This window comes from Nocardia sp. NPDC087230, from assembly GCF_044744725.1.
GTDB lineage: Bacteria > Actinomycetota > Actinomycetes > Mycobacteriales > Mycobacteriaceae > Nocardia > Nocardia canadensis.
This window is the reverse complement of the sequence record NZ_JBIUYV010000003.1, coordinates 578161-600225: the sequence shown is the minus strand read 5'-3', so window position 1 is coordinate 600225 and position 22065 is coordinate 578161. Positions and strand designations below refer to the sequence as shown.

Below are 22065 nucleotides of genomic sequence, written 5' to 3'. Positions count from 1 at the left end.
CCCGCGCCGCGGACACACGAGGGTCGTCGACAGCGGTCACTCCGCGACGGAGTCCACGCGCAGAGTCTGCTTGCGCGAGACGGTGGCCCGCATGACCGGTTCGACGATGCGCGCCGCGATCGGCCCGATGATCGCCATCAGCAGCACATACGTGGTCGCCAGCGCGGCGAACTCGTCGGGCACCGCGCCCGCGGCCACCGCCAGACCCGCGATGACGATCGAGAACTCACCGCGCGCGACCAGCGCGGCACCGGCCCGCGCCCGGCCCAGCTGCGAGGCACCGGCGCGTTGGGCCGCCCACCAGCCGGTGGCGATCTTGGTCGCGGTGGTGACCACGGCCAGCAACACCGCCCAGCCCAACACCGGCGGGATCGTCCGCGGATCGGTACTCAGACCGAACAGCACGAAGAACATCGCCGCGAACAGATCGCGCAGCGGCTCGAGGATCTTGGTGGCGTCGTGCGCGGTCGAATCGGAGATCGCGATACCGAGCAGGAACGCGCCGACCGCCGCCGACACCTGCACCGCCGAGGCCACACCGGCGACCAGCAGCGCCGAGCCCAGCAGCTTGAGCAGGAAGATCTCCCGGTCCTCGCTGGCCACGATCGCCGAGACGTACTTGCCGTAGCGCAGCGCCACGACCAGCACCACCGTCACCGCGACCAGCGCGATCCCCACGGTGGTCAGGCCCGCCATGAAGCCGACACCGGCCAGCACCGCGGTCAGCACCGGCAAATAGATGGCCATCGCCAGATCCTCGAACACCAGGATCGACAGGATCGTCGGCGTCTCGCGGTTACCCAGCCTGCCCAGATCGTTGAGCACCTTGGCGACGATGCCCGACGACGAGATGTAGGTGACGCCCGCCATCGCGATCGCCCCGGTCGGACCCAATCCGAGCATCAGCGCGACGATCACCCCCGGCGTCGCGTTGAGCACCAGGTCGAGCAGGCCCGCCGTCCACGACTTGCGCATGCCCGTGACGAGTTCACCCGCGGTGTACTCCAGCCCGAGCAGCAACAACAGCAGCACGACACCGATCTCGCTGGCGAGGTGGATGAAGTCCTCCACCTCGTGCAACTGGATCAGGCCGCCGGTGCCGAAGACCAGCCCCCCGAGCAGATAGAGCGGGATCGGCGAGAGGCCGACCTTGCCGGCGATCCGCCCGAGCACCCCCAACCCGAAGAACACCGCCCCCAACTGGATCAATGCCAGCGCGGTTCCCGTGAGCTGCACGCGCTCAGCCGTCGGAGAGGATCGCAGCGGCGGCGTCGAGCCCGGCATTGGTGCCGACCACGACCACCATGTCACCACCGACGAACCCGAACTCGGGACCCGGCGAGGCGTGCACCTGGCCCGCCCGCAGGACCGCCACGATCGAGGCGAGGGTCCTGGTCCGCATCTCGGTCTCGCCCAGGCGCCGCCCGGCGTAGGGCGAGTTCGGCGGCACCGGCAGCGAGCGCGTGCTCACGCCGTCGAGATCGCGGTGCTCTTCGCGCAGTTGCGCCACCAGCTGGGGCGCACCGAGCAGACTCGCCAGGGTGCGAGCCTCGGTGTCGGACAACGGAACCTGCACGGTCGAGTCCGGGTCGCCGATCTTGGTGAAGATCAGGTCGATACCGCCGTCCCGGTGGTCGACGACACCGATCCGGCGGTCCACCTTCGTCAGCGAAAACTCTTTCCGGACACCGATTCCCGGCAGGGACGTGACATCTACATTCATTGGATCACCTAACCTCAGCTAGGCGATACCTTACCTTCTCTTTACCCTTCGCACGGAGCCTCAGCCCTGGTCGAGCAACCTTCCAGCGGCGTCGAGACCCTCGTCGGTGCCGACGACGACCACCAGATCACCGGCGATGAAGGTGAAATCCGTTCCGGGCGACGGGGTCACGTCACCGGCGCGCACCACCGCCACGACCGAGGCCTTGGTGCGGGTGCGCATCGCGGTGTCGCGCAACGGACGACCGTCGAACGGGCTGCCCCGATCGATCGCGAACTGCCTGGTCGACAGCTCACCGACGAGCGGGGTGTCGCGGGTCTTCTGCACCACCTGCGGCGCCCCGAGCAGACCGGCCAGCACCCCGATCTCGGTGCCCGACAGGGGAATCGAGGTGGTGGTGTCGGGATCGCCCGCCCGCGAGACCACCAGGTCGACCGAACCGTCGCGATGCTCGATCACGCCGATCCGCCGACGCGCCTCGGCCAGCGGAAAGTCCTTGCACACGCCGATCCCCGGTAGCGGCGTCACATCGATGTTCACGCCCTCACAGTACGACGAGTTCCGAATAACACCAGACCTACCCCGCTACCCGACGTTCACCCTTTCAGCCAGTCGATGGCGATGGCCACCACGGCCGCGTTGAAGAAGAAGCTCAGCACGCTGTGCGCGGTGACCCGCTTGCGCATCGACCGGCTCACCACCGTCACGTCCGAGACCGCGAACGAGGTGCCGATCGTGAACGAGAAGTACAGGAATTCGGCCAGCTCCGGCACCGCGCATTCGGGGAAATCCAGCCCGCCGCCGGGGAAGTACGCGCGGGCGTAGATCTGGGCGAACGCGGTGTGCAGGAGCAGCCACGACGTCAGCACGGTGGCCGCCGACACCGCCAGGGCCGCGCTGTCGTCGTGGCCGGCGATCAGGATCATGCCCGCGGCCAGGCCGGACCCGCTGGCCACCAGCGCCATCGTCGTGGCATACCAGCGCGGACCGACCCATCCGGTGGTGAGATCTCCCGCGTGCCCGTCGGGCAGCTGTTTGCTCAGCAGCAGCCAGCTCTACCATCGGGGCCGTCGTTTCCCGGGAGAACACGGTGGGCCGGTGTCGTGGCTACCGTTGGTCGAACCGCCAGCGGGTGGCGCCGTGCGGATCGGTCAGGGCCACGCCCACCGCGGCGTGGGTGGTGAAGCGGTACAGGTACCAGGGGGCCGGGCCCGCGCTCTGGGCGCTGAACGGCGCGGTGACCGCGGCACCGTCGCGTTCCGCGGGCCAGCCGGTGTCGCGATAGGACGCGGTGACCCGATCGATCTCGGCGTGGTCGACGGTGCGTGTCGCGGTGCCTTCGACGACGAGATCGACATCGTCGGGGAACCGGAACGACAGGGTGCAGGCGGGATTGGTGGCCAGGTAGCGCGACTTGTGGGTGCCGGGGCCGCTGGTGAAGTAGAAGTACTCGCCGACCAGTGTCGCCCCGATGCCCGCCGAGTGCGGCCTGCCGTCGGGACCGACGGTGCCGAGGAACTGGGCGGTCTCCAGCGCGGCGAGTCCGTTCTCGATGGCGGCGCGCACCCGGCTCCACGGCAGCTGGTCGGTGCCGTAGATGTTCAGATCGGTGGCGTCGACGGGATCGGGCAGCATCGGCACTCCTTCGTCGTGGCCCCGCCGGGGCCCGTGGAGGACACGCACAACTGGTTCCCGAGTATAGGCGCGGGCCCGGCCCAGGACGCCGGCCCGGATCCGGACGGCTTGCGTATTCGGGCGAAGTTGTGTGTTGTTGAGTCGTGACCAACTCATCCGGAGACGCGTATCCACTCACGGACACGATGACCACCACGACGGCGGTGCACGACGGCGTCACGGTGCTGACGGTGACCGGCGAGGTCGATCTGGCGACGGCGCCCACGCTGGACGCCACGATCGAGGCGATCCTGGCCGAGAAACCCGCGGCGCTGGTGATCGACCTGACCGCGGTCGGGTTCCTGGCGTCGGCGGGAATGGCGACCCTGGTCGCCGCCCATCAGCGGGCCGGGGAGAACACCGCGATCGCGGTGGTCGCCGACGGGCCGGCCACCAGCCGTCAGCTGAAGATGACGAGCCTGGATCAGGTGTTCGCCATGCACACCACGCTGGCCGCGGCCCTGGCGTCGTTCACGTCCTGACCATCGAGAAACGCGCCGCCGCCCGGGGAATCTCTCCGGGCGGCGGCGCGTTCGTCGTCGGTGGGGTCAGCAGAGGCCGCGCAGCTGCTCGATCAGCTTGACCCGGCCCGCGGCGTCCTCGGCCAGGGGCGTGACATTGAGCGTGGTGACGCCCGCCGCGGCCATGGCCGCGATGCGCTCCTTGACGAAGCTCTCCGGGCCAATCAGCGACACGTCGCGGACCAGCTCGTCGGGCACGGCCTGCGCGGCGGCCTGCTTGTCACCGGCCAGGTACAGCTCCTGGATGCGATCGGCGGCGGCGCCGTAGCCGTACTTGGTGGCCAGTGTGTGATAAAAGTTCTTGCCCTTGGCGCCCATGCCGCCGATGTAGAGCGCCAGATGCGGCTTGACGAACTCCAGCAGCGGGGTGACGTTGTCCCCGATCGCCAGCGGGGGGCCGGCGAAGATCTCGAGGTCGCCCAGCGCCGGGTCGCGCTTGGCCTTGCCCGCGGCGAGCGCGTCGCCCCAGACGTCCTGGGCCTTCTCCGGCAGGAAGAAGATCGGCTGCCAGCCCTCGGCGATCTCGGCGGCCAGTTCGACGTTCTTCGGGCCGAGCGCGGCCAGCAGCACCGGAATGCGTTCACGCACGGGGCGATTGATCAGCTTGAGCTCTTTGCCCAGGCCGGTGCCGCGGTCGGCGGGCAGCGGGATCTGGTAGTACTTGCCCTGGTAGTTGAGCTTCTCGCGGCGCCAGACCTGGCGGCAGATCTCCACGAGTTCGCGGGTGCGGCCGATGGGGGCGTCGTAGGGCACACCGTGGAAACCCTCGATGACCTGCGGGCCGGACGCGCCGATGCCGAGGATGAAGCGGCCGTCGGAGACGAAGTCCAGCCCGGCGGCGGTCATCGCGGTGAGGCTGGGGGTCCGGGTGTAGAGCTGCAGGATGCCCGAAGCCAGCTGCACGCGCTCGGTGCGGGCCGCCAGGAAACCCAGGGCGCTGACCGCGTCGAACGAGTACGCCTCCGGCACGAAGACGATGTCGAGTCCGGCGCGCTCCAGGTCGGCGACCTCGGCCGCGACCTCCTTGAACCCGCCCGAGTAGTTGATGCTCAATCCGATCCGCATGCCACCCAACATAGCCCCGCCGTTCCCGGCCACCCCGACCGGTCGGTCTGTCGTCGCGGGTGCTGGTCGGGCGGGGTACGCGGGTGGGCACCCGGTAGCGTTGACGACGATTCCCACGCAGTTCTCGCCGCATCGAAAGGCCACCCCGTCGTGTCGCAGCCCACCGCCTCGCCGCAGCAGATCGCCCCCTCCTTCGGTGCGGTGACCCTGGAGCACTATCTGTCGGAGCTGGGCGCGAAGGTCCCCGCACCGGGTGGCGGCGCCGTGGCCGCGCTGCACGCCGCCCAGGCCGCGGCGCTGGTCGCGATGGTCGCGCGCTACACGACCCGGGCCAAGGACGCGGTCCACCAGCCGATCGTCGAGCGGATCATCGAGGCCGCCGACGCCGCCCGCGCGAGGTCGCTGGCGCTGGCCGATGCCGACGCCGCCGCGTTCACCGCGGTCGGCGCGGCCTACAAGCTGCCCAAGGACACCGAGGCCGAGGTCGCCGCCCGCACCGAGGCGATCAACGCCGCCCTGGTCGAGGCCGCCCGGGTGCCCGCCGCCGTGGTGGACGAGGCCGACGAGATCCTGTCGCTGGCCGCCGAACTGCTGCCGATCGGCAACCCCAACGTGGTCACCGACATCGGCGCGGCCGCCGACGCCGCCCGCGCCGCGGCGCTGAGCTCGCAGCTCAACATCGAGATCAATGTCGGTTCGCTGCCCGCCGCCCTCGGCGACGGCTTCGCCGCGGCACTGCTGCGCGTCGACACGATCGCCGCGCGCGCCGACGCCCTGCACGCCGACGTCCTGCACGCCGTGCGCGGCTGACTCAGGCCGCGGTGAGCACGATCTTGCCGCGCACCCCACCGGACTCGCCGCGCCGATGCGCGGCGGCGAGTTCGTGATCGGCGGGCTCGTCGCGACGTGCACCGCGAACTCGGCCCCGGTCGACAGCGGCGGCGAGCGCGTCGAGCGCGGCCGTCGTGGCGCTCACGATGAACCGGTCGACGCGCGCATCCGGGGGTGTCCGCGGGCCTTCGGCCGCGAGCACCCGGCCACCGGCGCTCAGCACCCACCGCGACCGGTCGGTGTTCTCTCCCCTGACCAGGTCGACCTCGCGCACCACGGCGGTGAAATCCGTGGTGCGGTAATCGATCGGCTCTTCGATCCCGAGATCCCGCAGGTAGTCGTGATCGGCGGCCCGCGCGGTACCCACGACCTACGCGGAACTGCCCGGCACGGCAGCTGCCGGCCGTGCTCGCCGACAACTGGGTGCTGCTGGTGCTGGGTACCCTGCGCGCGGCCGACGGCCCGGTGCGGTTCGACGAGCCGCGCGGGCGACTCGACGGCATCGCCCAGAAGATGCTCACCAAAACCTCGCGTGACCTGGAACGCGACCGTCTCGTGCGGCGCTCGGTGTATCCGACGGTGCCGCCCCGGGTGGAGCACTCGATCACCGAGCTAGGGACGGACCTGAGCCGGATCACCCATGCCATGGGCGCCTGGGTGGTGGACCACCAGCACGAGATCACTGCCGCCAGAGCGGAATTCGACGCCGCTCAGGCGATCGCGCCCGCGCCGGTGGCGCGTCCCGGCGGGCTCCGCTGAACCGGTATCGATGTGGAATCGATGCCTGATAGCCCTCACCTGCGCGAACACAAGCCGACACACCGTCGGACCCGTCGGCCGTTATCACTTCGATAGGTCTAGTTGATCATGGCGGCCTAGACTTGGAATCCGCCTACGAGTGACCGAAGGGGTGGCGTTTATGAAGAGCGCACTTCGTTTCCTGTTCGTCGCGACCATGGCGGCACTCCTCGCCGCATTCTGGTCGGGAGCCGCGTCCGCGGCCCTGATCGGAGGATCTCCGACCCCGGCGGTCACCGCGATATCCCCGGCGAACGGGCAGGTCGTCGGCGTCGCCGCGCCGGTCACGTTCACCTTCGCCGCCCCGGTCACCGATCGGGCGAACGCCGAGCGCGCCGCGGCGATCCGCTCGACCGACGCGCTGCCCGGCACCTTCGCCTGGGTCGACGACACCCGGTTGCAGTGGACCCCCACGGGCCATCTGCCGACGAGTTCGCCGATCACGGTGCAGTTCGGCAACCAGCGCACCGAGTTCCAGACCAACGGCGGCGTCTACGCCGAGGCGAACCTCTCGGCGCACACGTTCACGGTGAGCATGGGTGGCCAGGTCGTCCGGAACATGCCCGCGTCCATGGGCAAGCCCGGCTTCGAGACCCCGACCGGCAACTTCACGGTGCTGGAGAAGTTCCGCTCGGTGGTGTTCGATTCGCGCACGATCGGCATCCCGCTCGACGACCCCGAGGGCTACATCATCGACGGCGAATGGGCCGAACGCCTCACCTGGGGTGGCGTGTTCGTGCATTCGGCACCGTGGTCGGTGGACTCGCAGGGCTACGCCAATGTGAGCCACGGCTGCATCAACCTCGCCCCCGACGACGCGGCCTGGTACTACGAAAACGTCGGCATCGGTGACCCGGTCTACATTCACTGGTGAGTAATTCCCTCGTGGCATTCGGCGTTCCCACCGTCAGAGCAGTATCGTGCCCGTAACGAAATCGTTGCGAGACAACCTGACGGCGACAGCCTGATGAAGGTGGGGCGATGGATCGACCGGATGCACACAGACCGATCGGGGCTCGACAGCACGACCCCGGGTCGGCCGGTGGTCCGTTCACCGCTGCCGCCCGGTGGCGACCCGGTCGCGATCTGGGTGCGCCGCGCCCCCGCCGGCTGACCGAGCCGTCCGATCCGCCGCCCCGTGCCGGCGCCCGGCATCGCGTCGAGGGCGGGCCGACCACACCGGCCGGCATCCCGGTGATCTCGCTGTCGGCCGCGCACGTGGCGCCCGATCGGTCCTCCGGCCGGATCGTGCCGACCGACAGCTACGCCACCGACCGGCTGCCGATCGTCGGCGGACCGTTCGATCCCGGTGCCCGCCATGCCCTTCCGGAGGTGCCGCTGCCGGAACCCGACAACGGCCCCGCGACCGACCGGCTGCCGATCATCACCCCCGACACCCCGGCTCCCGACCGCGTCGAGCCCGAATGGGTCGCCGCCACACCGGTTTCGCTGCCGCCGCGGCCGACGCCCGACTACGGCGGCGACGACGAGGTCTTCGCGCGGATGATCGACCGCTCCCGGCGCAAGCGCGTGCCGCGCTGGGTCGGCCCGCTCGCGGCCTCGGTCGCCGGTGCCGTGCTGATCGGCGGCGGCTATCTCCAGTTGCGTGGTCCCGTACCGGAATCCGCGGCGGCCAGCAGCACGATCGAGCCCGCGCCGGCCGGTGCGGTCCCGGTCGCCGGGAACTGCCCCGCCGAACTGGTCGGCAGCAAGATCCAGGGCAACGGGCCGGGCGGCACCGACAGCGGTGTCGCGGCGATCCTGGCGTTCCAGCACGCGTACTACGTCGCGCGGTCGGGTGACCAGGCACGCACCCTGGTGTCCGGCGACGCGGCACTGCCGTCGGGCGCCGATATCCAGGCGGGCATCGACACCATCCCGGTGGGCACGACGCACTGCCTGAGCATCACGCCCGCGGCGTTCGCCGGCCAGTACTTCGTGGTGATCACCGAGTACCGGCCGGACTCGGTGCCGATCATCTACAACCCGCAGCTGGTCGGCACCGCCAAGGTCGGCGGCAAGTACCTGATCACCTCGATCGGGCCGGTCCGCTAGACCCGACCGAGGACGCGAAAGCCGCTCAGGCGCGGGCCTTCTCGGCCGCCACGACCACGTGGCGCATCAGCAGCGCGGTGGTCACCGGGCCGACGCCGCCGGGCACGGGGCTCAGCGCCGCCGCCTTGCCGTCGACCGAGGCCGCGTCGACGTCGCCGACGATGCCGCCGTCAGGGGATTCGTTGGTCCCCACGTCGATCACCACGGCACCGTCACCGACGTGCTTGCCGGTGACCAGCCCGATCCGGCCCGCGGCCGCGACCACGATGTCGGCGGGGGTGGTGACCGCGGCCAGGTCGGCGGTGCGCGAATGCGCGACGGTGACGGTGGCGTTCTCGGCCAGCAGCAGCTGCGCCAGCGGCTTGCCGACGATGTTGGACCGGCCGACGACCGTCACCACCCGCCCCTGCAGCGCGATGCCGTGATGCTTCAGCAGCTCGACCACCGCCTCGGAGGTGGCGGGGACGAACCCGTCCAGGCCGGAGGCGAGCAGACCCAGCGACAGCGGGCTGACACCGTCGACGTCCTTGCTCGCCGCGATCGACGCGCTCACGTCGTCGAGGCTGACGCCTGCGGGCAGCGGGGTCTGCAGCATGATCGCGTCGGTGGCCGGGTCGGCGCTGCGCGCGGTCAGCTCGGCGCGGATCGTCTCCGCGCTCGCGTCGGCGCCGAGATCGATGCGCTCGCAGGCGATCCCGAGACGTTCGGCGGCCTTGCGCAGAGAGTTCACGTACCAGGCGCTGGCCGGGTCGTCGTTGGCCACGATCAGCGCCAGCGTCGGCGCGGTGCCCGCGGCGGTGAGCGCGGCGGCGCGCTCCTTCGTGTCGGCGTTGATGGCGGCGGCGAGTTCCTTGCCGGTCAGCGAAGCGGTATCCACGGTGGGTCAGCTTATCCGCCGCTACCCGTCCGCCCGACCACCGGGCGGCGACGCGCGGAACGTCGTCGGGTTCCACGGTGCGACCCGGACCCGGCCGTAGGGTGTCGGCAGCTCTGCCACAGCTCTGCCCAGCACGTACCGAACCGTTCGCGGAAGGGTGTCGACTGTCGTGAAGATCTCGAGGCATTGGAAACAGCTGGCCGCCGCCGTCGTCGCGGCCGCCGCGGTCACGAGCGCCACCGTCACCCCGGCCGCCGCCGAAGCCGACGTGACCGCGCTCTACAACTCCGCGCAGCGGCATTTCACCGACGGTGACGACAACGCCGGTCGCGCCGACCTGCGCGCCCTCATCGCCGCCGATCCCAACGATGTCGACGCGCTCGCACTGCAGGCCATCTGGTCGCATTACGCCGGTGACCCGGCCGCGGTCGGCGAGGCGATGGCCCGGCTCGGCGCGGTCGACGCGGGCATGGCGGCGGGCACCTCCAACGTGCTGCGCGCGGTGACCGCTGCGGCGGCGACGCTGCCCAATCCGCTGCCCGCGCTGGTCGGTCCGCAGACCGGCATCGTCGTCCTCGGCTACGGCCTGCTGCCCGACGGCGCGCTGCGGCCCGAACTGGAGAACCGGCTCACCGCCGCCTGGCTGCAGGCGGTCGCCGCGCCGTTCTCGCCGGTGGTCGTCACCGGGGGCAACCCGCAGAACGGGATCTCCGAGGCCGAGGCGATGCGTCGCTGGCTGGTGGGCCGCGGCCTGCCCGACGAGCGGATCCACGTCGAGGACCGGGCCGGATCGACGGTGCAGAACGCACTGTTCAGCACCCGCCTGCTGCGCGATCTCGGCGCCACCAGCGCCGTGGTGGTGACCTCGCCCAACCACATCCGCCGCGCGGTCGCCGATTTCCTGGTGGCCGGGACGAACGTCGTCGGCGCGATGACCTCGCTCGAACAGCTGGTCTCGCAGCTGCCGCCGCCGGCGCGGGCCGCGCAGCGCGGGATCTACCTGGACGCGACCCGCACGTTCGAGCTCGACAGCGCGCGCTGATCCGGCGCGGGAAAAATCGGTTGTCCGGCACGGGACAATCGCTGCATGACTGTTTCCCCCCTCGACGACGTCGTCGTCGTACTGCGCGCCGCGGGCTGCGTCTTCGCCGAGGACGAGGCCGCGCTGCTGCTCGAGGCCGCCGCGGGCGACCCCGCCCGCCTCGACGACCTCGTGGCCCGGCGGGTGGCGGGGACTCCGCTCGAGTATCTGCTCGGCTGGGTCGCCTTCCGTGGCCTGCGGGTCGGCGTGCGGCCGGGGGTCTTCGTGCCCCGTCAGCGCACCGCATTCCTGGTCGAGCGGGCGGTGGCCGGGATCGCGCCGGGAACGGCGCGGGCCTGCGTGGTCGATCTGTGCTGCGGCTGCGGGGCACTCGGGCTGAGCGCGGCCACCGAACTCACCGCGCGCGGCTGCGATGTCGAGCTCGTCGCCGCCGATATCGATCCGGTGGCGGTGGCCTGCGCCAGGGAGAATCTCGCGCCGCTGAGCGCGCCGGTGTTCGGCGGGGATCTGTTCGACGCGTTACCGGGTGATCTGCGGGGCCGCGTCGACGTCCTGCTGGCGAACACGCCGTATGTGCCGACCGAGCGGGTGGCCGACATGCCGCCGGAGGCCCGCGAGCACGAACCGCTGGTCGCCCTGGACGGCGGCGCGGACGGGCTCGACGTGTTCCGGCGGGTCGCCGAGGGCGCGGCGAACTGGCTCGCGCCCGGCGGCACGGTGCTGGTGGAAACCTCGACCGGACAGGTCGACACCGCGTGCGCGGTGCTGTCCGGGCACGGTCTCACGCCGCGCGTCGAACACTCCGAGGAGTACTACGCGACCGTCGTTGTCGGTACCCGCGCGGCCTGACGACGACGGCGCAGGGCGGTCGATGCCGTGACGCGCACCGCGCGCCTAACCGGCGATGCCCCCGCCCGACACGGGGTCGGCGGGGGCATCGTGGTGGTCCGAGCGGCTACTTGCGGCCGGTGAACTGATCCATCGAGTGGTACACGCCGACGGCGTTGAGGTAGAAGTCGCGCACCTTGATCGGCAGCAGACCGGTGAGCGCGCGGTTCATCCGCGAGGTCCACGGCAGCACCACCAGGGCGCCACCGTTCTTCATCTCCCGCCACGAGGTCTCGACGACGTCGTTCTGCTCGAGCATCGGCGTGAACAGGATGCCCTTGGCGCCGTCGAACATGCCGGTGTTGATGTAGGTCGGACAGACCGTGGTGACCTTCACGTGGTCGTGGCCCGCCTGCTCGAGTTCCAGGCGCACCGAATCCGACCAGCCCAGCGCCGCCCACTTCGACGCGGCGTAGACGGCCATGCGCGGGTTGGCCACCAGACCGGCCGAGGACGCGATGTTGAGGATGCGCGCCTGACCGGCACCGGCGACCATGCCCGGCAGGAACTCCAACGTGACGTACATCGGGGCCAGCGAGTTGATCGCCATGGTCTTGTCGATGTCGGCGCGGTTCTCGGTTTCCCAGAAGTAGGTGTTGCCCCGCACGATCCCGGCGTTGTTGACCAGGATGTCGATCCCGCCGATCTCCTTGCGCACCGCCTCGGCGGCCTCGCGGATCGAATCCTGCGAGGACACGTCGACGACGTGATGGTGCACCTTGCCGCCCAGGGCGGTCAGCTGCGCCGCGGTCTCGCGCAGCGCGAGCTCGTTGATGTCCCACAGCACCACCGCGTCGGCGCCCTCGCGGACCGCCGTCTCGGCGAACAGCCTGCCCAGGCCCATGGCGGCGCCGGTGACCAGCACCCGCTTGCCCGCGACCGAATCGAGTTTCATGAAATGCCTACCCCTGCTTCGTTTTCCGTACGCGCTATTTCTGGCGCAGTGTCTTCATGACACCGAAGACCAGCGTCATGGTCTTGGCCCACATCTGCTCGGACATGCCCGGCAGCGGCGCGATCGGCAGCACCCGCTGAACCGCGATGGTCTGGGTGTCGACGTACTTCAACAGCCCCTCGGGACCGTGGCGACGGCCCTGACCCGAGATGCCGAGACCACCCGACGGCGCGTCGACGCTGCCCCAGGCCGCGATGAAGCCCTCGTTGACGTTGACCGAGCCGGCGTTGATCCGGGCGGCGACGGCCTTGCCGCGCTCGGCGTCCTTGCTCCACACGCTGGCGTTGAGGCCGTAGGCGGTGTCGTTGGCGGCCTCGATGGCGGCCTCGTCGGAGTCGACCTTGTACACCGACACGACCGGACCGAAGGTCTCCTCGCGGTAGACCGTCATGCCGGGCGCCACGTCGGCGAGCACGGTGGGCTCGTAGAAGTACGGGCCCAAATCGGGACGGGCGCGGCCACCGGCGAGCACCTTGGCGCCCTTGGCGACGGCGTCGTCGACGTGCGCGGTGACGGTGTCGAGCTGACGCTGGAAGGTCAGCGAGCCCATATCCTTGCTGTAGTCGAGGTCGCCGCCGAGGGTCATGTTCTTGACGTTGCCGACGAACTCGGCGACGAACTGGTCGTAGACCGTGGCGTCGACGTAGATGCGCTCCATCGACTCGCACAGCTGGCCCGCCGAGGAGAAGCACGCGCGCACGGCCAGCTTCGCCGCCTTGGAGACGTCCGCGTCGGCCAGCACGAGCAGCGGGTTCTTGCCGCCCAGCTCGAGCGAGTAGCCGATCAGGCGCTCACCGGCCTGCTGGGCGATGGTGCGGCCGGTGGCGCTGGAGCCGGTGTAGTCGACGTAGTCGGCGCGGGCGATCACGTCGCCGCCGATCTCGCGACCACGGCCGAGCACGGCCTGCCACAGCCCGCGCGGCAGCCCGGCGCGTTCGGCGGCGTCGATGGCCCACAGCGCCGAGAGCGCGGTCTGGTTGTCCGGCCGGGCGATCACGGCGTTGCCCGCGACCAGGGCGGGCAGGGCGTCGGAGGCCGAGAGCGCGAGCGGGTAGTTCCACGGCGAGATCACCGCGACGACACCCTTGGGCCGGTTGCGCACCTCGACGGAGGTGAGCACCGGCAGCACGCCGCGCGGCTTGCGGTCGGCGAGCAGTTTGGGCGCGACGGCGGCGTAGTAGCGCGAGTTCAGCGCGACGTCGCCGACCTCGTCGAAGGCGTGCGGGCGGGACTTGCCGGTCTCGGTCTGCACGATGTCGAGAATGGTGTCCTGCTCGGCCAGCACGATGTCGTGGAAGCGGCGCAGGATCTCCACGCGCTGCTTGACCGGCACCTTGGCCCAGTCGCGCTGGGCGTGGCGGGCCACGGCGAACGCGCGGTCGATATCGGCGATCGAGGACTGCGGCAGGTCGCCGATCTTGTGTCCGGTCGCGGGGGCGAAGATCGGCACCGACGGCGCGCCACCCGCGACTCCTCGGTCGAACAGGGGCTTGACCAGCGCGGTCGGCAGCGCGGTGGGTTCGGCGGTCAGCTCGGGGGCTGTCGTCATTGTCGGCCCTTCTCCTCAACAGATGGGTCGCGCGGAGCGATCGCGCAGGTTCGGCTATTTGCTGAACACTAGTGTTAGATTAATGGTTCGGGCCGGTGCCGTGTCAAGCTTTCCGTGGACGTCTCGCGGTTGTGAGGAGGTGCGATGTCCGGTGATTCCGCCACGGTGCGCCGTGGGCGTCCACCGCAGACCCAGGAGCAGGCCGAAGAGGTCCGTGCCCGGATCGTCGAGGCGACGGCCGCCGTGTTCGCCCGCAACGGGTCGCGCGGGCTCAGCGTCGCCCAGATCATCGAACAGGCCGGCCTGGCCAGGCCCACCTTCTACCGCTACTTCGGCAATGTGTCCGAGCCGCTGCACGTGGTCCTCACCGCGTCCAACGACGGCCTGGTCGGGGCGATCCGCGACGCGCTGTCGGGCACCGACGAGCCGGTCCAGCTGGGTATCCGGCTGATCGACGCCTTCATCGACTGGGCGCGCGGGCACGGACCGATGCTGCGCCCGCTGTTCGCCGAACTGCACGATCCCGGCTCGCTGGTGTCGGCCTACCGTGAACGCGCCCTCGACGACATCCGCGCCCTGGTCCGCAAGACCTTCGTCGAGCTGGGCCGTCCCGTGCCCACGCCCTTGGACATGGACACCGCCCTGCACGTGTGCGAATACGTCGTCTACCGCCTGACCATGGGCACCGAACCCGGCTCCGACCCCGATCCCGTGCTGGACTCCGAAGCGCGCGTCACGATGATCCGCGTCCTGCTGGTCACCCTCGGCACCCGCGACGACCTCTCCTACGCCATGGAACTCCCCGGCCTGTTCCCCGAACCCTGAGTTCCGCCGACGTCGGCGCCTCCTGGGCGGTGGCGGTGACAACCAGAGCGACGGCGAGCAGGGCCGCGCCGGTCCAGGCGACGGGGGTCGATCGCTCGCCGAGGAGAACCACCGCGAGCAGAGTCGCGGTGAGGGGTTCGAGCAGCGTGAGGATCGCGGCCGTCGACGCGCCCGCGGCGGGCAGTCCGTGGAAGAAGAGCCCGTAGGCGACGGCGGTGGGGACCAGGCCGAGGACGGTGACGGCCAGCAGGTTCGCGGGTGCCGGGCTGATCGCGAGGCCGGTCGTCGCGGCGGGGCAGGCGAGAAGGGCTGCGCCGCCGAGGAATCCGTAGCCCGTCGCGGTCACCGCGTCGAGGCCGGGAACGGGGCGGGCGGTGACGAGGGTGACCGCGGCGAAGGCGGTGGCCGCGACCAGGGCCAGCGCGGCCCCCGCGTACAGCCCGGCCGCCTCCGGTGCCGGCACGCCGACCAGGATCGCCAGGCCGGCGATCGCCAGCGCGAGGGTCGCGCCGCGGCGCCGGTCGAGTCGCCGACGACCGGTGCGGTGGTCGACCAGCGCGACGACGACGGGTGCCGCGCCGATGGTGACGAGCGTGGCCAGGACGACCGAGGACGCCGCGATGGCGGCGAAGTAGCAGGCCTGGAACACCGCGGCCGCCGCGCCGACCGCGCCGATCCGCCGCCAGGCCGCCCGCCCGCGCGGTACACCGCGCCGCGCGAGCAGCGAGATCGCGACCAGGATCGCGCCACCGACACCGAGCCGATAGGCGGCGACCGCGATCGGGGCGAGGCCGGTGCGGTGCTGGACGAGGGTGCCGAGCAGACCGCCGGTGCCCCACAGGACACCGGCGGCGACGAGCGGGAACAGTCCACGGCGGGCGGGCGCGGACACGGACAGAGAAACAGACATCAGGGAATTCGCTCCTGCGACAGCGGGTGGGGGGTCGCGGAAACGAGGTGCGGACAGCGGCTGTGGAGGCACACACCATCGACGCCCGAGCGGTGCACGACGTCGCGCCTACCCGGTGGGTGGCACGCGTTCTCGGGGCACCTCGCTCAGGAGGCGGGCGGCGGCGTGGAGCGCGAGCACTGATGCACGTGGTCATGGTACCCAGCGCGCCGCACACAGAATCTCCACATTTGACGACGGAACCCTCCACACCGGCTCGCTAGGGTCTGACCATGGACATCAGTGGGGGCGCGACGGCAGCGCCCGCGCGGCGCATCCTCGTCGTGGACGACGAGGTGACGATCGCGGAGTCGGTCGCCGCGCGGCTGCGCGCGGAGGGATTCACCGTGACGGTGGCCCACGACGGTCCGGGTGCGGTGGCCGCGGCCGCCGCCGGGGAACCGGACCTGGTGGTGCTCGATGTGATGCTGCCCGGTTTCGACGGGCTCGAGGTGTGTCGGCGCATCCAGGCCGACCGGCATGTCCCGGTGCTCATGCTGACCGCCCGCACCGACGAGACCGACCAGCTCGTCGGGCTCGGGGTCGGCGCCGACGACTACCTGACCAAACCGTTCTCGATGCGGGTGCTGGCCGCGCGCGTGCACGCGCTGCTGCGGCGGGTCGACCGGGCCGCCGAGCGCGGCGAGAGCGCCATCGTCGTCGGCGATCTGCGGATCGACCTCGACGAGCGGCGGGTCTGGCGCGGCGCCACCGAGGCCAAGCTGACGCCGTTGGAGTTCGATCTGCTGGCTCGTCTCGCGCAGCGTCCCCGCGCCGTCCTGGCCAGGGAGCGGCTGCTCGAGGACATCTGGGATTGGTCCGACGCCTCGGGCACCCGCGCGGTCGACAGCCACATCAAGGCGTTGCGCCGCAAGCTCGGCGCCGATCTGATCCGCACCGTGCACGGTGTCGGCTACGCCCTGGATGCGCGATGAGCGAGCTGTCCGCCGACGCCGCGCGCACATTCCTCGACCGGGTGGCCGACCGGATGCCCCGGCCGCTGGATCCGCTGCGCTCCATCAAGCTGAAGCTGGCCGTGCTCATGGTGTGTTCGGGCGCGGTCGCGTTCGCCTACTTCTGGCTGCGGATCGGCTGGCTGCCGACGTTCACCACGCTCACCGCGATGATCATCGCGCTGGTCACCTCGCAGTTCCTCGCGCACGGCATCACCCGCCCGCTGCGCGAGATGACCGCGGCCGCGCGGCGGATGGCCCACGGCGACTACAGCTTCCGGGTCCGGGCGAGTTCCCGTGACGAGGTGGGGCAGCTGGCGACCGCGTTCAATCAGATGGCGGCCGACCTGGCCGCGGCCGACCGCCAGCGCCGCGACCTCATCGCCAATGTCTCGCACGAGCTGCGCACGCCGGTGACCGCGCTGCACGCGGTGCTGGAGAACATCGTCGACGGGGTGAGCGAACCCGATCCGGCGACACTGCGCACCGCGCTGGCCCAGACCGAACGGCTTGGCCTGCTCGTCTCCGAACTGCTCGATCTGTCCAGCATCGAGGCCGGCGCGTTCACCCTCGATCGCGAGAAGCTGCCGCTGGCACCGCTGTTGGCGGAGGTGATCGCCGAGGCCGAGGTGATGACGGCCGCACTCGGCCGCGGCGTCCGGTTCACCACCTCGATCGAGCCGGCCGGGGCGACCGTGCTCGCCGACCGGGCCCGCCTGCACCAGGTGCTGTTCAACCTGCTCGACAACGCGGCCAGGCATGGACCGGCCGGCGGTGAGGTCCGCGTGTCGGCGCGGGTCGTCCCCGGCGCGACGGTCCTCGAGATCCAGGACGAGGGTCCCGGTATCCCGGAGGCGGACCGCGCCACCGTCTTCGACCGATTCACCCGGGGCGGGCGCACCGACGGCGGCGGCACCGGCCTCGGCCTGGCCATCGCGCGCTGGGTGATCGACCTGCACGGCGGCACCATCGCCGTCGCCGACCCCGGCTCCCGCATCCGCGTGGTCCTGCCCGCGGACTGACCCGACCACATCCCGACTCACCATCCCGGACCCACGTCCCGGGACGATCCCGCACACCCATCGGAGGGGACATGACCGCAGAATCCACCACCCCGCGAACACCCGGCCAACCCGCGGCCACCGCCACGGCGACCACCACCGACCCCGCTCCCCCACCGAGGCCCGCGTCCGCGCCCTCGATGCCTGCCATGCCCTCGTTACCGCCGCCGCCACCGGTCTACCGGCGCCGGTACCACGTCGCCCGCCCGGCCGGTGTCCTGCCCGCCGCGGCCGTGGCCGGCATCGTCGGCGCGACAGTGATTCCCCTCGATCGCCCCGGCATCGGCTGGCTCCTGGCCGGCGGTATCGTCGCGGCTGCGCTCGGCGTCGTCGACCACCGCGCCCGCAGGTCGGCCGATTCCGGCACATCGACGCCGGGTCCCGCGCAACCCGACACGCTCACCTGCGCCGGGACGACGCCGTCGATCGGCGACCCGGCCGAAGGCAGCCCGCCGACTGTCGTGCCTACGCCCACGGTCGGGTCCGCCGAGACCGAAGTGGCTGCGGCGCACAAGGCTTCGACCACCTACTCCGACGCCACCCCGGCACACGCACCGGGTTCGTCGGGCGCTCCGGTACCGGCGGACGAGGACACCTCGATCGCGGCTCCAGCGCCTTCCGATCCCGTTACGGCGCTGGACAAGACGACACCACAGGCTGCACCCGCCGGTTCCGCGTCCGCTACGGAGATCCTCGAATCCGAGCCGACCGACAGCGCTGGTGCCCCCCAGTCCGCTCCAACGCCGGACAGCCCGACCGTTGTCACCAGGGAGACGAGCCGCTCGGCACCGACGAGCCGGTCCGCTGCGGAAGCAACAGAATCGGATTCGAGTGCCGATGCGCACCGCGAATCCGCACCTGCGGTGGCCGCCGCCCCAACCACATCCGCTCCGTCGAGCGTCGAGAACACCCCGCCCGCCACAGAAGTTCCGTCCACTTCGACTCGCACCGCACCCCCGACCGCGGTGACTCCCCCGCCGCCGACCGGCGCTACCGAGACCGCCGGTGTCGACCCGGTGCCCGCGGCGACGGTCGGACCGGCGACCGGCGAGTCGGCATCGCGTGTGCCGACACCGCCGGACGCGAGCACCTCGCCGACTGCCGAGGCCGTGGCCGCGCGGCATCGGCTGTGGTGGACCGCCGCCGCGCTCGCGCTGCTCGGGGTCGGTACGTTCCGGGCCGCGGGGTGGTTGTTCGTGCTGTGTGTGCTGGCGGCGTGTGTCGCGGGCTCGCTGGGGGTGTTGGGGCGGCGATCGAATCGCGGGATCGTGCACGACATGGTCGCGGTGCCGTTGGCCTCGTTCGGGGCGGTGCCGTGGGCCTTCTCGGGGGTGCGCGGGGCGCGGCCCACGGAGCTGTCGAGCGTGCGGCGCTATGGTGCGTCGGTCGCGGTGACGGCCGCGTTGCTCGTGGTGTTCGTGCCGCTGCTGGGCGGTGCGGACGCCACCTTCGCCGAGTTGCTCAGTGGGTTGGTGCCGTCGATCGATGCGGCGACGGCCTGGCAGTGGATTCTGCTGTTCGCGGTGATCGGGATGGGCGCGCTCGGCGGGCTGTACCTGCTCGCCGGGCCGCTCGCCGCCGCCGACGCCCAGCCGCGGCCCGCCCGGTTGTGGACGCGCAGTGAATGGGTGCTGCCGGTCGGCGCGCTGACCGTGCTGTTCGGCGTGTTCCTCGGTGCCCAGTTCGTCGCCCTGTTCGGCGGTGACGACTATGTCCAGCGCACCGCCGGTCTCACCTACGCCGAGTACGCGCGCAGCGGCTTCTGGCAGCTGTCGGTGGTGAGCATCCTGACCCTGGCGGTGATCCTGGCGGTGCTGCACTGGGCGTCGCAGGAGACGGCCGCCGACCGGCGCTGGCTGCGAATCCTGCTCGGCGCGGTGAGCGTGCTGGCGCTGGTGATCGTGGGCTCGGCGCTGGCGCGGATGTGGACCTATCAACAGGCCTACGGCTTCACGGTGCTGCGCCTGCTGGTGGAGGTGTGTGAGCTGTGGGTCGGTCTGGTCTATGTGCTCGTGCTGGTCGCGATCGCCCGGCTGCGCTGGAGCTGGGTGCCGCGCGCCGCGGTCGGCACCGCGCTCGCCACCCTCCTCGCGCTCGCCGTGCTCGACCCGGAACGCTTTGTCGCCGAACGCAATATCGCCCGCTGGGAACACGGCAAGCGGCTCGACACCGAGTATCTGAGCACCCTGTCCCCGGATATCCTGCCCGCGCTGGACGGGTTGCCCGCCGGGCTGCGCGCCGACATCGAGGACCCGATCCGCGCCGACCTCGACGACGACCACTGGTGGTCGTGGAACCTGTCGCGCGGATCGGCGCGCTGAGGCCGGGTCAGGACTGGGTGCTCCGGGACAGTCCGCTGGCCCGGAGCACCCGTCGTCCGATCGCGGCGCGAATGGCTTCCTCGGTGCCGATGATGCGCACATGGGTGCGGGCGCGGGTGATCGCGGTGTAGAGCAGTTCTCTGGTGAGCAGCGTGGATTCGGGTTCGGGCAGGACGACCGAGACGGTGTCGTACTGGCTGCCCTGGCTGCGGTGGATCGTCATCGCGAACACCGTGACGACGGCCGGGAACTGGGTCGGATGCACGAGGTAGGGCTCGCTGCCGCGCTGCAGGGCCGCGCGCAGCGACCCGTCGGGCCTGCGGACGATGACGCCGGTGTCACCGTTGTAGATCCGCGCCTCGTGATCGTTGGCGGTGACCAGCAGCGGCTGGCCGGGATACCAGACCGCTTGCGGCCCTTCGGGTCCCGCGCCACCGGCCGCGGCCCACTCCGCGGCCATCCGATCCCACCGCTCCACCCCGAACGGACCCTGCCGATGCGCGCAGAGCAACCGATGCGATTCCAGCGCGGTCAGCGCGCCGACCGCGTCGCCCGCGTTCGCGGCGGCGGTGACCGCGAGGGCCGCCCCGGTCACGTCCGCCCGGACCGCCGCGGTCTCGTCGGGCGCGCACAGTGACACGTCGTCACCACCGGCCCGCAGGATCGCCAGCGCGGCATCGGCATCGCCCGCCCGCACCGCGACCGCCAGGTCGGCGATCCGGCCGCCGAAGCGCCGCCCTCGGGTCAACCGGACGATGCCACCGCGCAGGCGGCGCTGTTCCAGCGCGCTCAGCGACTCCGGATCCCGTGGCGCCCCTTCCTGATGCGCCACGCCGGTCGGGAACTCCACCCGACCGTCCGCCGCATCATCCGCGGCCCCAGGGCTCGGATCGGAGCGCAGCAGCTCCCGCAGTGCCGGATTCGGCGCGCCGCTGATCGGGCCCGCGACCAGGTCGGCCAGCACCGCACCGGCATCGACGGAGGCCAGCTGATCCGGGTCGCCCACCAGGACCAGCCGGGTGTCCGGTCGCAGTGCCGAGAACAAGTGGCTCATCATCGTCAATGACACCATGGAGGTCTCGTCGACGACGACCACGTCGTAGGGCAGCCGGTTGTGCGCGTGGTGGCGGAATCGCGTGGTGCGCCCCCGCTGCCAGCCGAGGAGGCGGTGCAGGGTGGCGGCGGTCAGTTCGGGGAGCCCGAGTTCGGCGGCCTGTTCGCGCACCGCTTCCTGCAGGCGCGCGGCGGCCTTGCCGGTCGGCGCGGCCAGGGCGATCCGCAGGGCGGGAAGTTTGGGGGTGGCGCGGCGGTGGGCGGTGAGCAGCGCGAGGATGCGGGCGATGGTGTGGGTCTTGCCGGTACCGGGACCACCCGCGACCACCGTGGTCCAGTGGGTGGCGGCGAGCGCGGCGGCCAATCGCTGCCGGTCCGGCCCCGCGCCGAGGGGGTCGGCGAACAGCCGATCCAGTTCGGCGCGCACGAGCGCGGTGTCGATCTCCGGGTGGTCGGCACTGCGCTCGGTGAGGACCCGTCGCAGAGTCTGCTCCTGTTGGTAGTACCGGTCGAGGTAGAGCAGCGCGCCGCCCTCGGCGTCGGCTTCGACCAACCGCAGCGGCCGCAGCGGACCGGCCTGCCCGCCGCGGATGAGCGGACTGCGGCGCAGCGCGGCCAGCACCTGGTCGGTGTCGGGCCACGGCAGGGTGGCCGGATCGATTCCCGCCGCGGTGTCGCGGCTTTCGTCGGCATCGATGCCGATCTCCCGCATCCTGGCCAGTTCCAGGCACACCGAGCCCGACCGCACCGCACGCACGGCGAGAGCGGCCGCGAACAGCACGTCCTCGGACTCCTCGCGTCCCATCCGGCCCAGCCGCACCGCGACATGCACATCTGCGGCGGAGAGCACCCCGGCCTCGTTGAACACCCGCAACAGCCCGGTTCCGCGCTGCGCCACCTGAATCGACGTCACCGACCGACCTCC

23 protein-coding genes are annotated in these 22065 nt (G+C 71.4%); 11 read left to right on the top strand and 12 right to left on the bottom strand.

Annotation, left to right across the window (positions count from 1 at the left end; all coding sequences use genetic code 11):
• Positions 1 to 36 precede the first annotated feature (36 nt).
• From ACIO52_RS14895 to ACIO52_RS14875, 5 genes are all read right to left on the bottom strand, one after another.
• Complete coding sequence (locus ACIO52_RS14895; RefSeq protein ID WP_218719745.1) at positions 37 to 1284, bottom strand: cation:proton antiporter; 1248 nt, start codon at positions 1282 to 1284, stop codon at positions 37 to 39.
• Positions 1241 to 1723 (bottom strand): cation:proton antiporter regulatory subunit, encoded by a 483-nt coding sequence (locus ACIO52_RS14890; RefSeq protein WP_218719746.1) that lies wholly within the window; start codon positions 1721 to 1723, stop codon positions 1241 to 1243. Before ACIO52_RS14890 ends, ACIO52_RS14895 begins: the two co-directional genes overlap by 44 nt.
• A gap of 60 nt (positions 1724 to 1783) precedes the next feature.
• The gene (locus ACIO52_RS14885; protein WP_218719747.1) at positions 1784 to 2263 is read right to left on the bottom strand and encodes a TrkA C-terminal domain-containing protein; all 480 of its coding nucleotides are present in this window, start codon (positions 2261 to 2263) and stop codon (positions 1784 to 1786) included.
• A gap of 56 nt (positions 2264 to 2319) precedes the next feature.
• The gene (locus ACIO52_RS14880; RefSeq protein WP_402644254.1) at positions 2320 to 2688 is read right to left on the bottom strand and encodes a DUF1345 domain-containing protein; all 369 of its coding nucleotides are present in this window, start codon (positions 2686 to 2688) and stop codon (positions 2320 to 2322) included.
• Positions 2689 to 2830: 142 nt separating this feature from the next.
• The gene (locus ACIO52_RS14875) at positions 2831 to 3358 is read right to left on the bottom strand and encodes a pyridoxamine 5'-phosphate oxidase family protein (protein ID WP_316575212.1); all 528 of its coding nucleotides are present in this window, start codon (positions 3356 to 3358) and stop codon (positions 2831 to 2833) included.
• 185 nt (positions 3359 to 3543) lie between these two features.
• Between ACIO52_RS14875 and ACIO52_RS14870 the strand changes: the two genes are divergently transcribed.
• Entirely contained in the window at positions 3544 to 3879 is a 336-nt protein-coding gene (locus tag ACIO52_RS14870; RefSeq protein ID WP_316575213.1) for an STAS domain-containing protein, read from the top strand.
• A gap of 66 nt (positions 3880 to 3945) precedes the next feature.
• Here ACIO52_RS14870 and ACIO52_RS14865 read toward each other — a convergent pair whose 3' ends face one another.
• Positions 3946 to 4983: an LLM class F420-dependent oxidoreductase gene (locus ACIO52_RS14865; RefSeq protein ID WP_218719751.1), complete on the bottom strand. Its 1038-nt coding sequence runs from the start codon at positions 4981 to 4983 to the stop codon at positions 3946 to 3948.
• Positions 4984 to 5133: 150 nt separating this feature from the next.
• Between ACIO52_RS14865 and ACIO52_RS14860 the strand changes: the two genes are divergently transcribed.
• The gene (locus tag ACIO52_RS14860; RefSeq protein WP_402644249.1) at positions 5134 to 5793 is read left to right on the top strand and encodes a cyclodeaminase/cyclohydrolase family protein; all 660 of its coding nucleotides are present in this window, start codon (positions 5134 to 5136) and stop codon (positions 5791 to 5793) included.
• Position 5794: 1 nt separating this feature from the next.
• Here the strand turns inward: ACIO52_RS14860 and ACIO52_RS14855 are convergent, their stop codons facing one another.
• On the bottom strand, positions 5795 to 6181 hold the full coding sequence (locus tag ACIO52_RS14855) for a zinc-binding dehydrogenase (RefSeq protein WP_316575214.1): 387 nt from the start codon (positions 6179 to 6181) through the stop codon (positions 5795 to 5797).
• A gap of 38 nt (positions 6182 to 6219) precedes the next feature.
• Between ACIO52_RS14855 and ACIO52_RS14850 the strand changes: the two genes are divergently transcribed.
• The 3 genes from ACIO52_RS14850 (at position 6220) to ACIO52_RS14840 (ending at position 8667) form a co-directional block, all read left to right on the top strand.
• Positions 6220 to 6573: a winged helix-turn-helix transcriptional regulator gene (locus ACIO52_RS14850; RefSeq protein WP_402644245.1), complete on the top strand. Its 354-nt coding sequence runs from the start codon at positions 6220 to 6222 to the stop codon at positions 6571 to 6573.
• A gap of 160 nt (positions 6574 to 6733) precedes the next feature.
• Complete coding sequence (locus tag ACIO52_RS14845; protein ID WP_218719753.1) at positions 6734 to 7486, top strand: L,D-transpeptidase family protein; 753 nt, start codon at positions 6734 to 6736, stop codon at positions 7484 to 7486.
• A 107-nt stretch (positions 7487 to 7593) separates the two neighbouring features.
• The gene (locus tag ACIO52_RS14840; protein ID WP_218719754.1) at positions 7594 to 8667 is read left to right on the top strand and encodes a hypothetical protein; all 1074 of its coding nucleotides are present in this window, start codon (positions 7594 to 7596) and stop codon (positions 8665 to 8667) included.
• 25 nt (positions 8668 to 8692) lie between these two features.
• On the opposite strand, the gene ACIO52_RS14835 is transcribed toward ACIO52_RS14840, so the two are convergent.
• Positions 8693 to 9544 carry a bifunctional 5,10-methylenetetrahydrofolate dehydrogenase/5,10-methenyltetrahydrofolate cyclohydrolase gene (locus tag ACIO52_RS14835; RefSeq protein WP_316575216.1) on the bottom strand — a complete coding sequence of 284 codons (852 nt, stop codon included), beginning with the start codon at positions 9542 to 9544 and terminating at the stop codon, positions 8693 to 8695.
• 169 nt (positions 9545 to 9713) lie between these two features.
• Here ACIO52_RS14835 and ACIO52_RS14830 point away from each other — a divergent pair, with 169 nt between their 5' ends.
• Both ACIO52_RS14830 and ACIO52_RS14825 read left to right on the top strand, forming a co-directional pair.
• Positions 9714 to 10586, top strand: a complete 873-nt coding sequence (locus tag ACIO52_RS14830) for a YdcF family protein (protein ID WP_316575217.1) — start codon at positions 9714 to 9716, stop codon at positions 10584 to 10586.
• A 45-nt stretch (positions 10587 to 10631) separates the two neighbouring features.
• A complete protein-coding gene (locus tag ACIO52_RS14825; protein WP_402644240.1) occupies positions 10632 to 11435 on the top strand; it encodes a putative protein N(5)-glutamine methyltransferase in 804 nt (267 codons plus the stop codon).
• Positions 11436 to 11541: 106 nt separating this feature from the next.
• Here the strand turns inward: ACIO52_RS14825 and ACIO52_RS14820 are convergent, their stop codons facing one another.
• Both ACIO52_RS14820 and ACIO52_RS14815 read right to left on the bottom strand, forming a co-directional pair.
• Complete coding sequence (locus ACIO52_RS14820) at positions 11542 to 12369, bottom strand: SDR family oxidoreductase (RefSeq protein ID WP_218719758.1); 828 nt, start codon at positions 12367 to 12369, stop codon at positions 11542 to 11544.
• 34 nt (positions 12370 to 12403) lie between these two features.
• Positions 12404 to 13978: a succinic semialdehyde dehydrogenase gene (locus tag ACIO52_RS14815; RefSeq protein WP_218719759.1), complete on the bottom strand. Its 1575-nt coding sequence runs from the start codon at positions 13976 to 13978 to the stop codon at positions 12404 to 12406.
• 144 nt (positions 13979 to 14122) lie between these two features.
• Between ACIO52_RS14815 and ACIO52_RS14810 the strand changes: the two genes are divergently transcribed.
• Positions 14123 to 14803, top strand: a complete 681-nt coding sequence (locus ACIO52_RS14810; RefSeq protein ID WP_218719760.1) for a TetR/AcrR family transcriptional regulator — start codon at positions 14123 to 14125, stop codon at positions 14801 to 14803.
• Here the strand turns inward: ACIO52_RS14810 and ACIO52_RS14805 are convergent.
• A complete protein-coding gene (locus ACIO52_RS14805; RefSeq protein WP_402644236.1) occupies positions 14736 to 15713 on the bottom strand; it encodes a DMT family transporter in 978 nt (325 codons plus the stop codon). The genes ACIO52_RS14810 and ACIO52_RS14805 overlap by 68 nt on opposite strands.
• Positions 15714 to 15985: 272 nt before the next feature.
• Here ACIO52_RS14805 and ACIO52_RS14800 point away from each other — a divergent pair, with 272 nt between their 5' ends.
• The 3 genes from ACIO52_RS14800 to ACIO52_RS14790 all read left to right on the top strand — a co-directional run bounded on the left by ACIO52_RS14800 (position 15986) and on the right by ACIO52_RS14790 (position 20087).
• Positions 15986 to 16687 (top strand): response regulator transcription factor, encoded by a 702-nt coding sequence (locus tag ACIO52_RS14800; RefSeq protein WP_218719762.1) that lies wholly within the window; start codon positions 15986 to 15988, stop codon positions 16685 to 16687.
• Complete coding sequence (locus ACIO52_RS14795; protein WP_342802078.1) at positions 16684 to 17727, top strand: ATP-binding protein; 1044 nt, start codon at positions 16684 to 16686, stop codon at positions 17725 to 17727. The genes ACIO52_RS14800 and ACIO52_RS14795 overlap by 4 nt, the downstream gene beginning before the upstream one ends.
• A gap of 71 nt (positions 17728 to 17798) precedes the next feature.
• Positions 17799 to 20087, top strand: coding sequence for a DUF4153 domain-containing protein (locus ACIO52_RS14790; RefSeq protein ID WP_402644233.1), 2289 nt, complete (start codon positions 17799 to 17801; stop codon positions 20085 to 20087).
• Positions 20088 to 20094: 7 nt separating this feature from the next.
• Here ACIO52_RS14790 and recD read toward each other — a convergent pair whose 3' ends face one another.
• A complete protein-coding gene (gene recD / locus ACIO52_RS14785) occupies positions 20095 to 22053 on the bottom strand; it encodes an exodeoxyribonuclease V subunit alpha (RefSeq protein ID WP_402644230.1) in 1959 nt (652 codons plus the stop codon).
• Positions 22054 to 22065 lie beyond the last annotated feature (12 nt).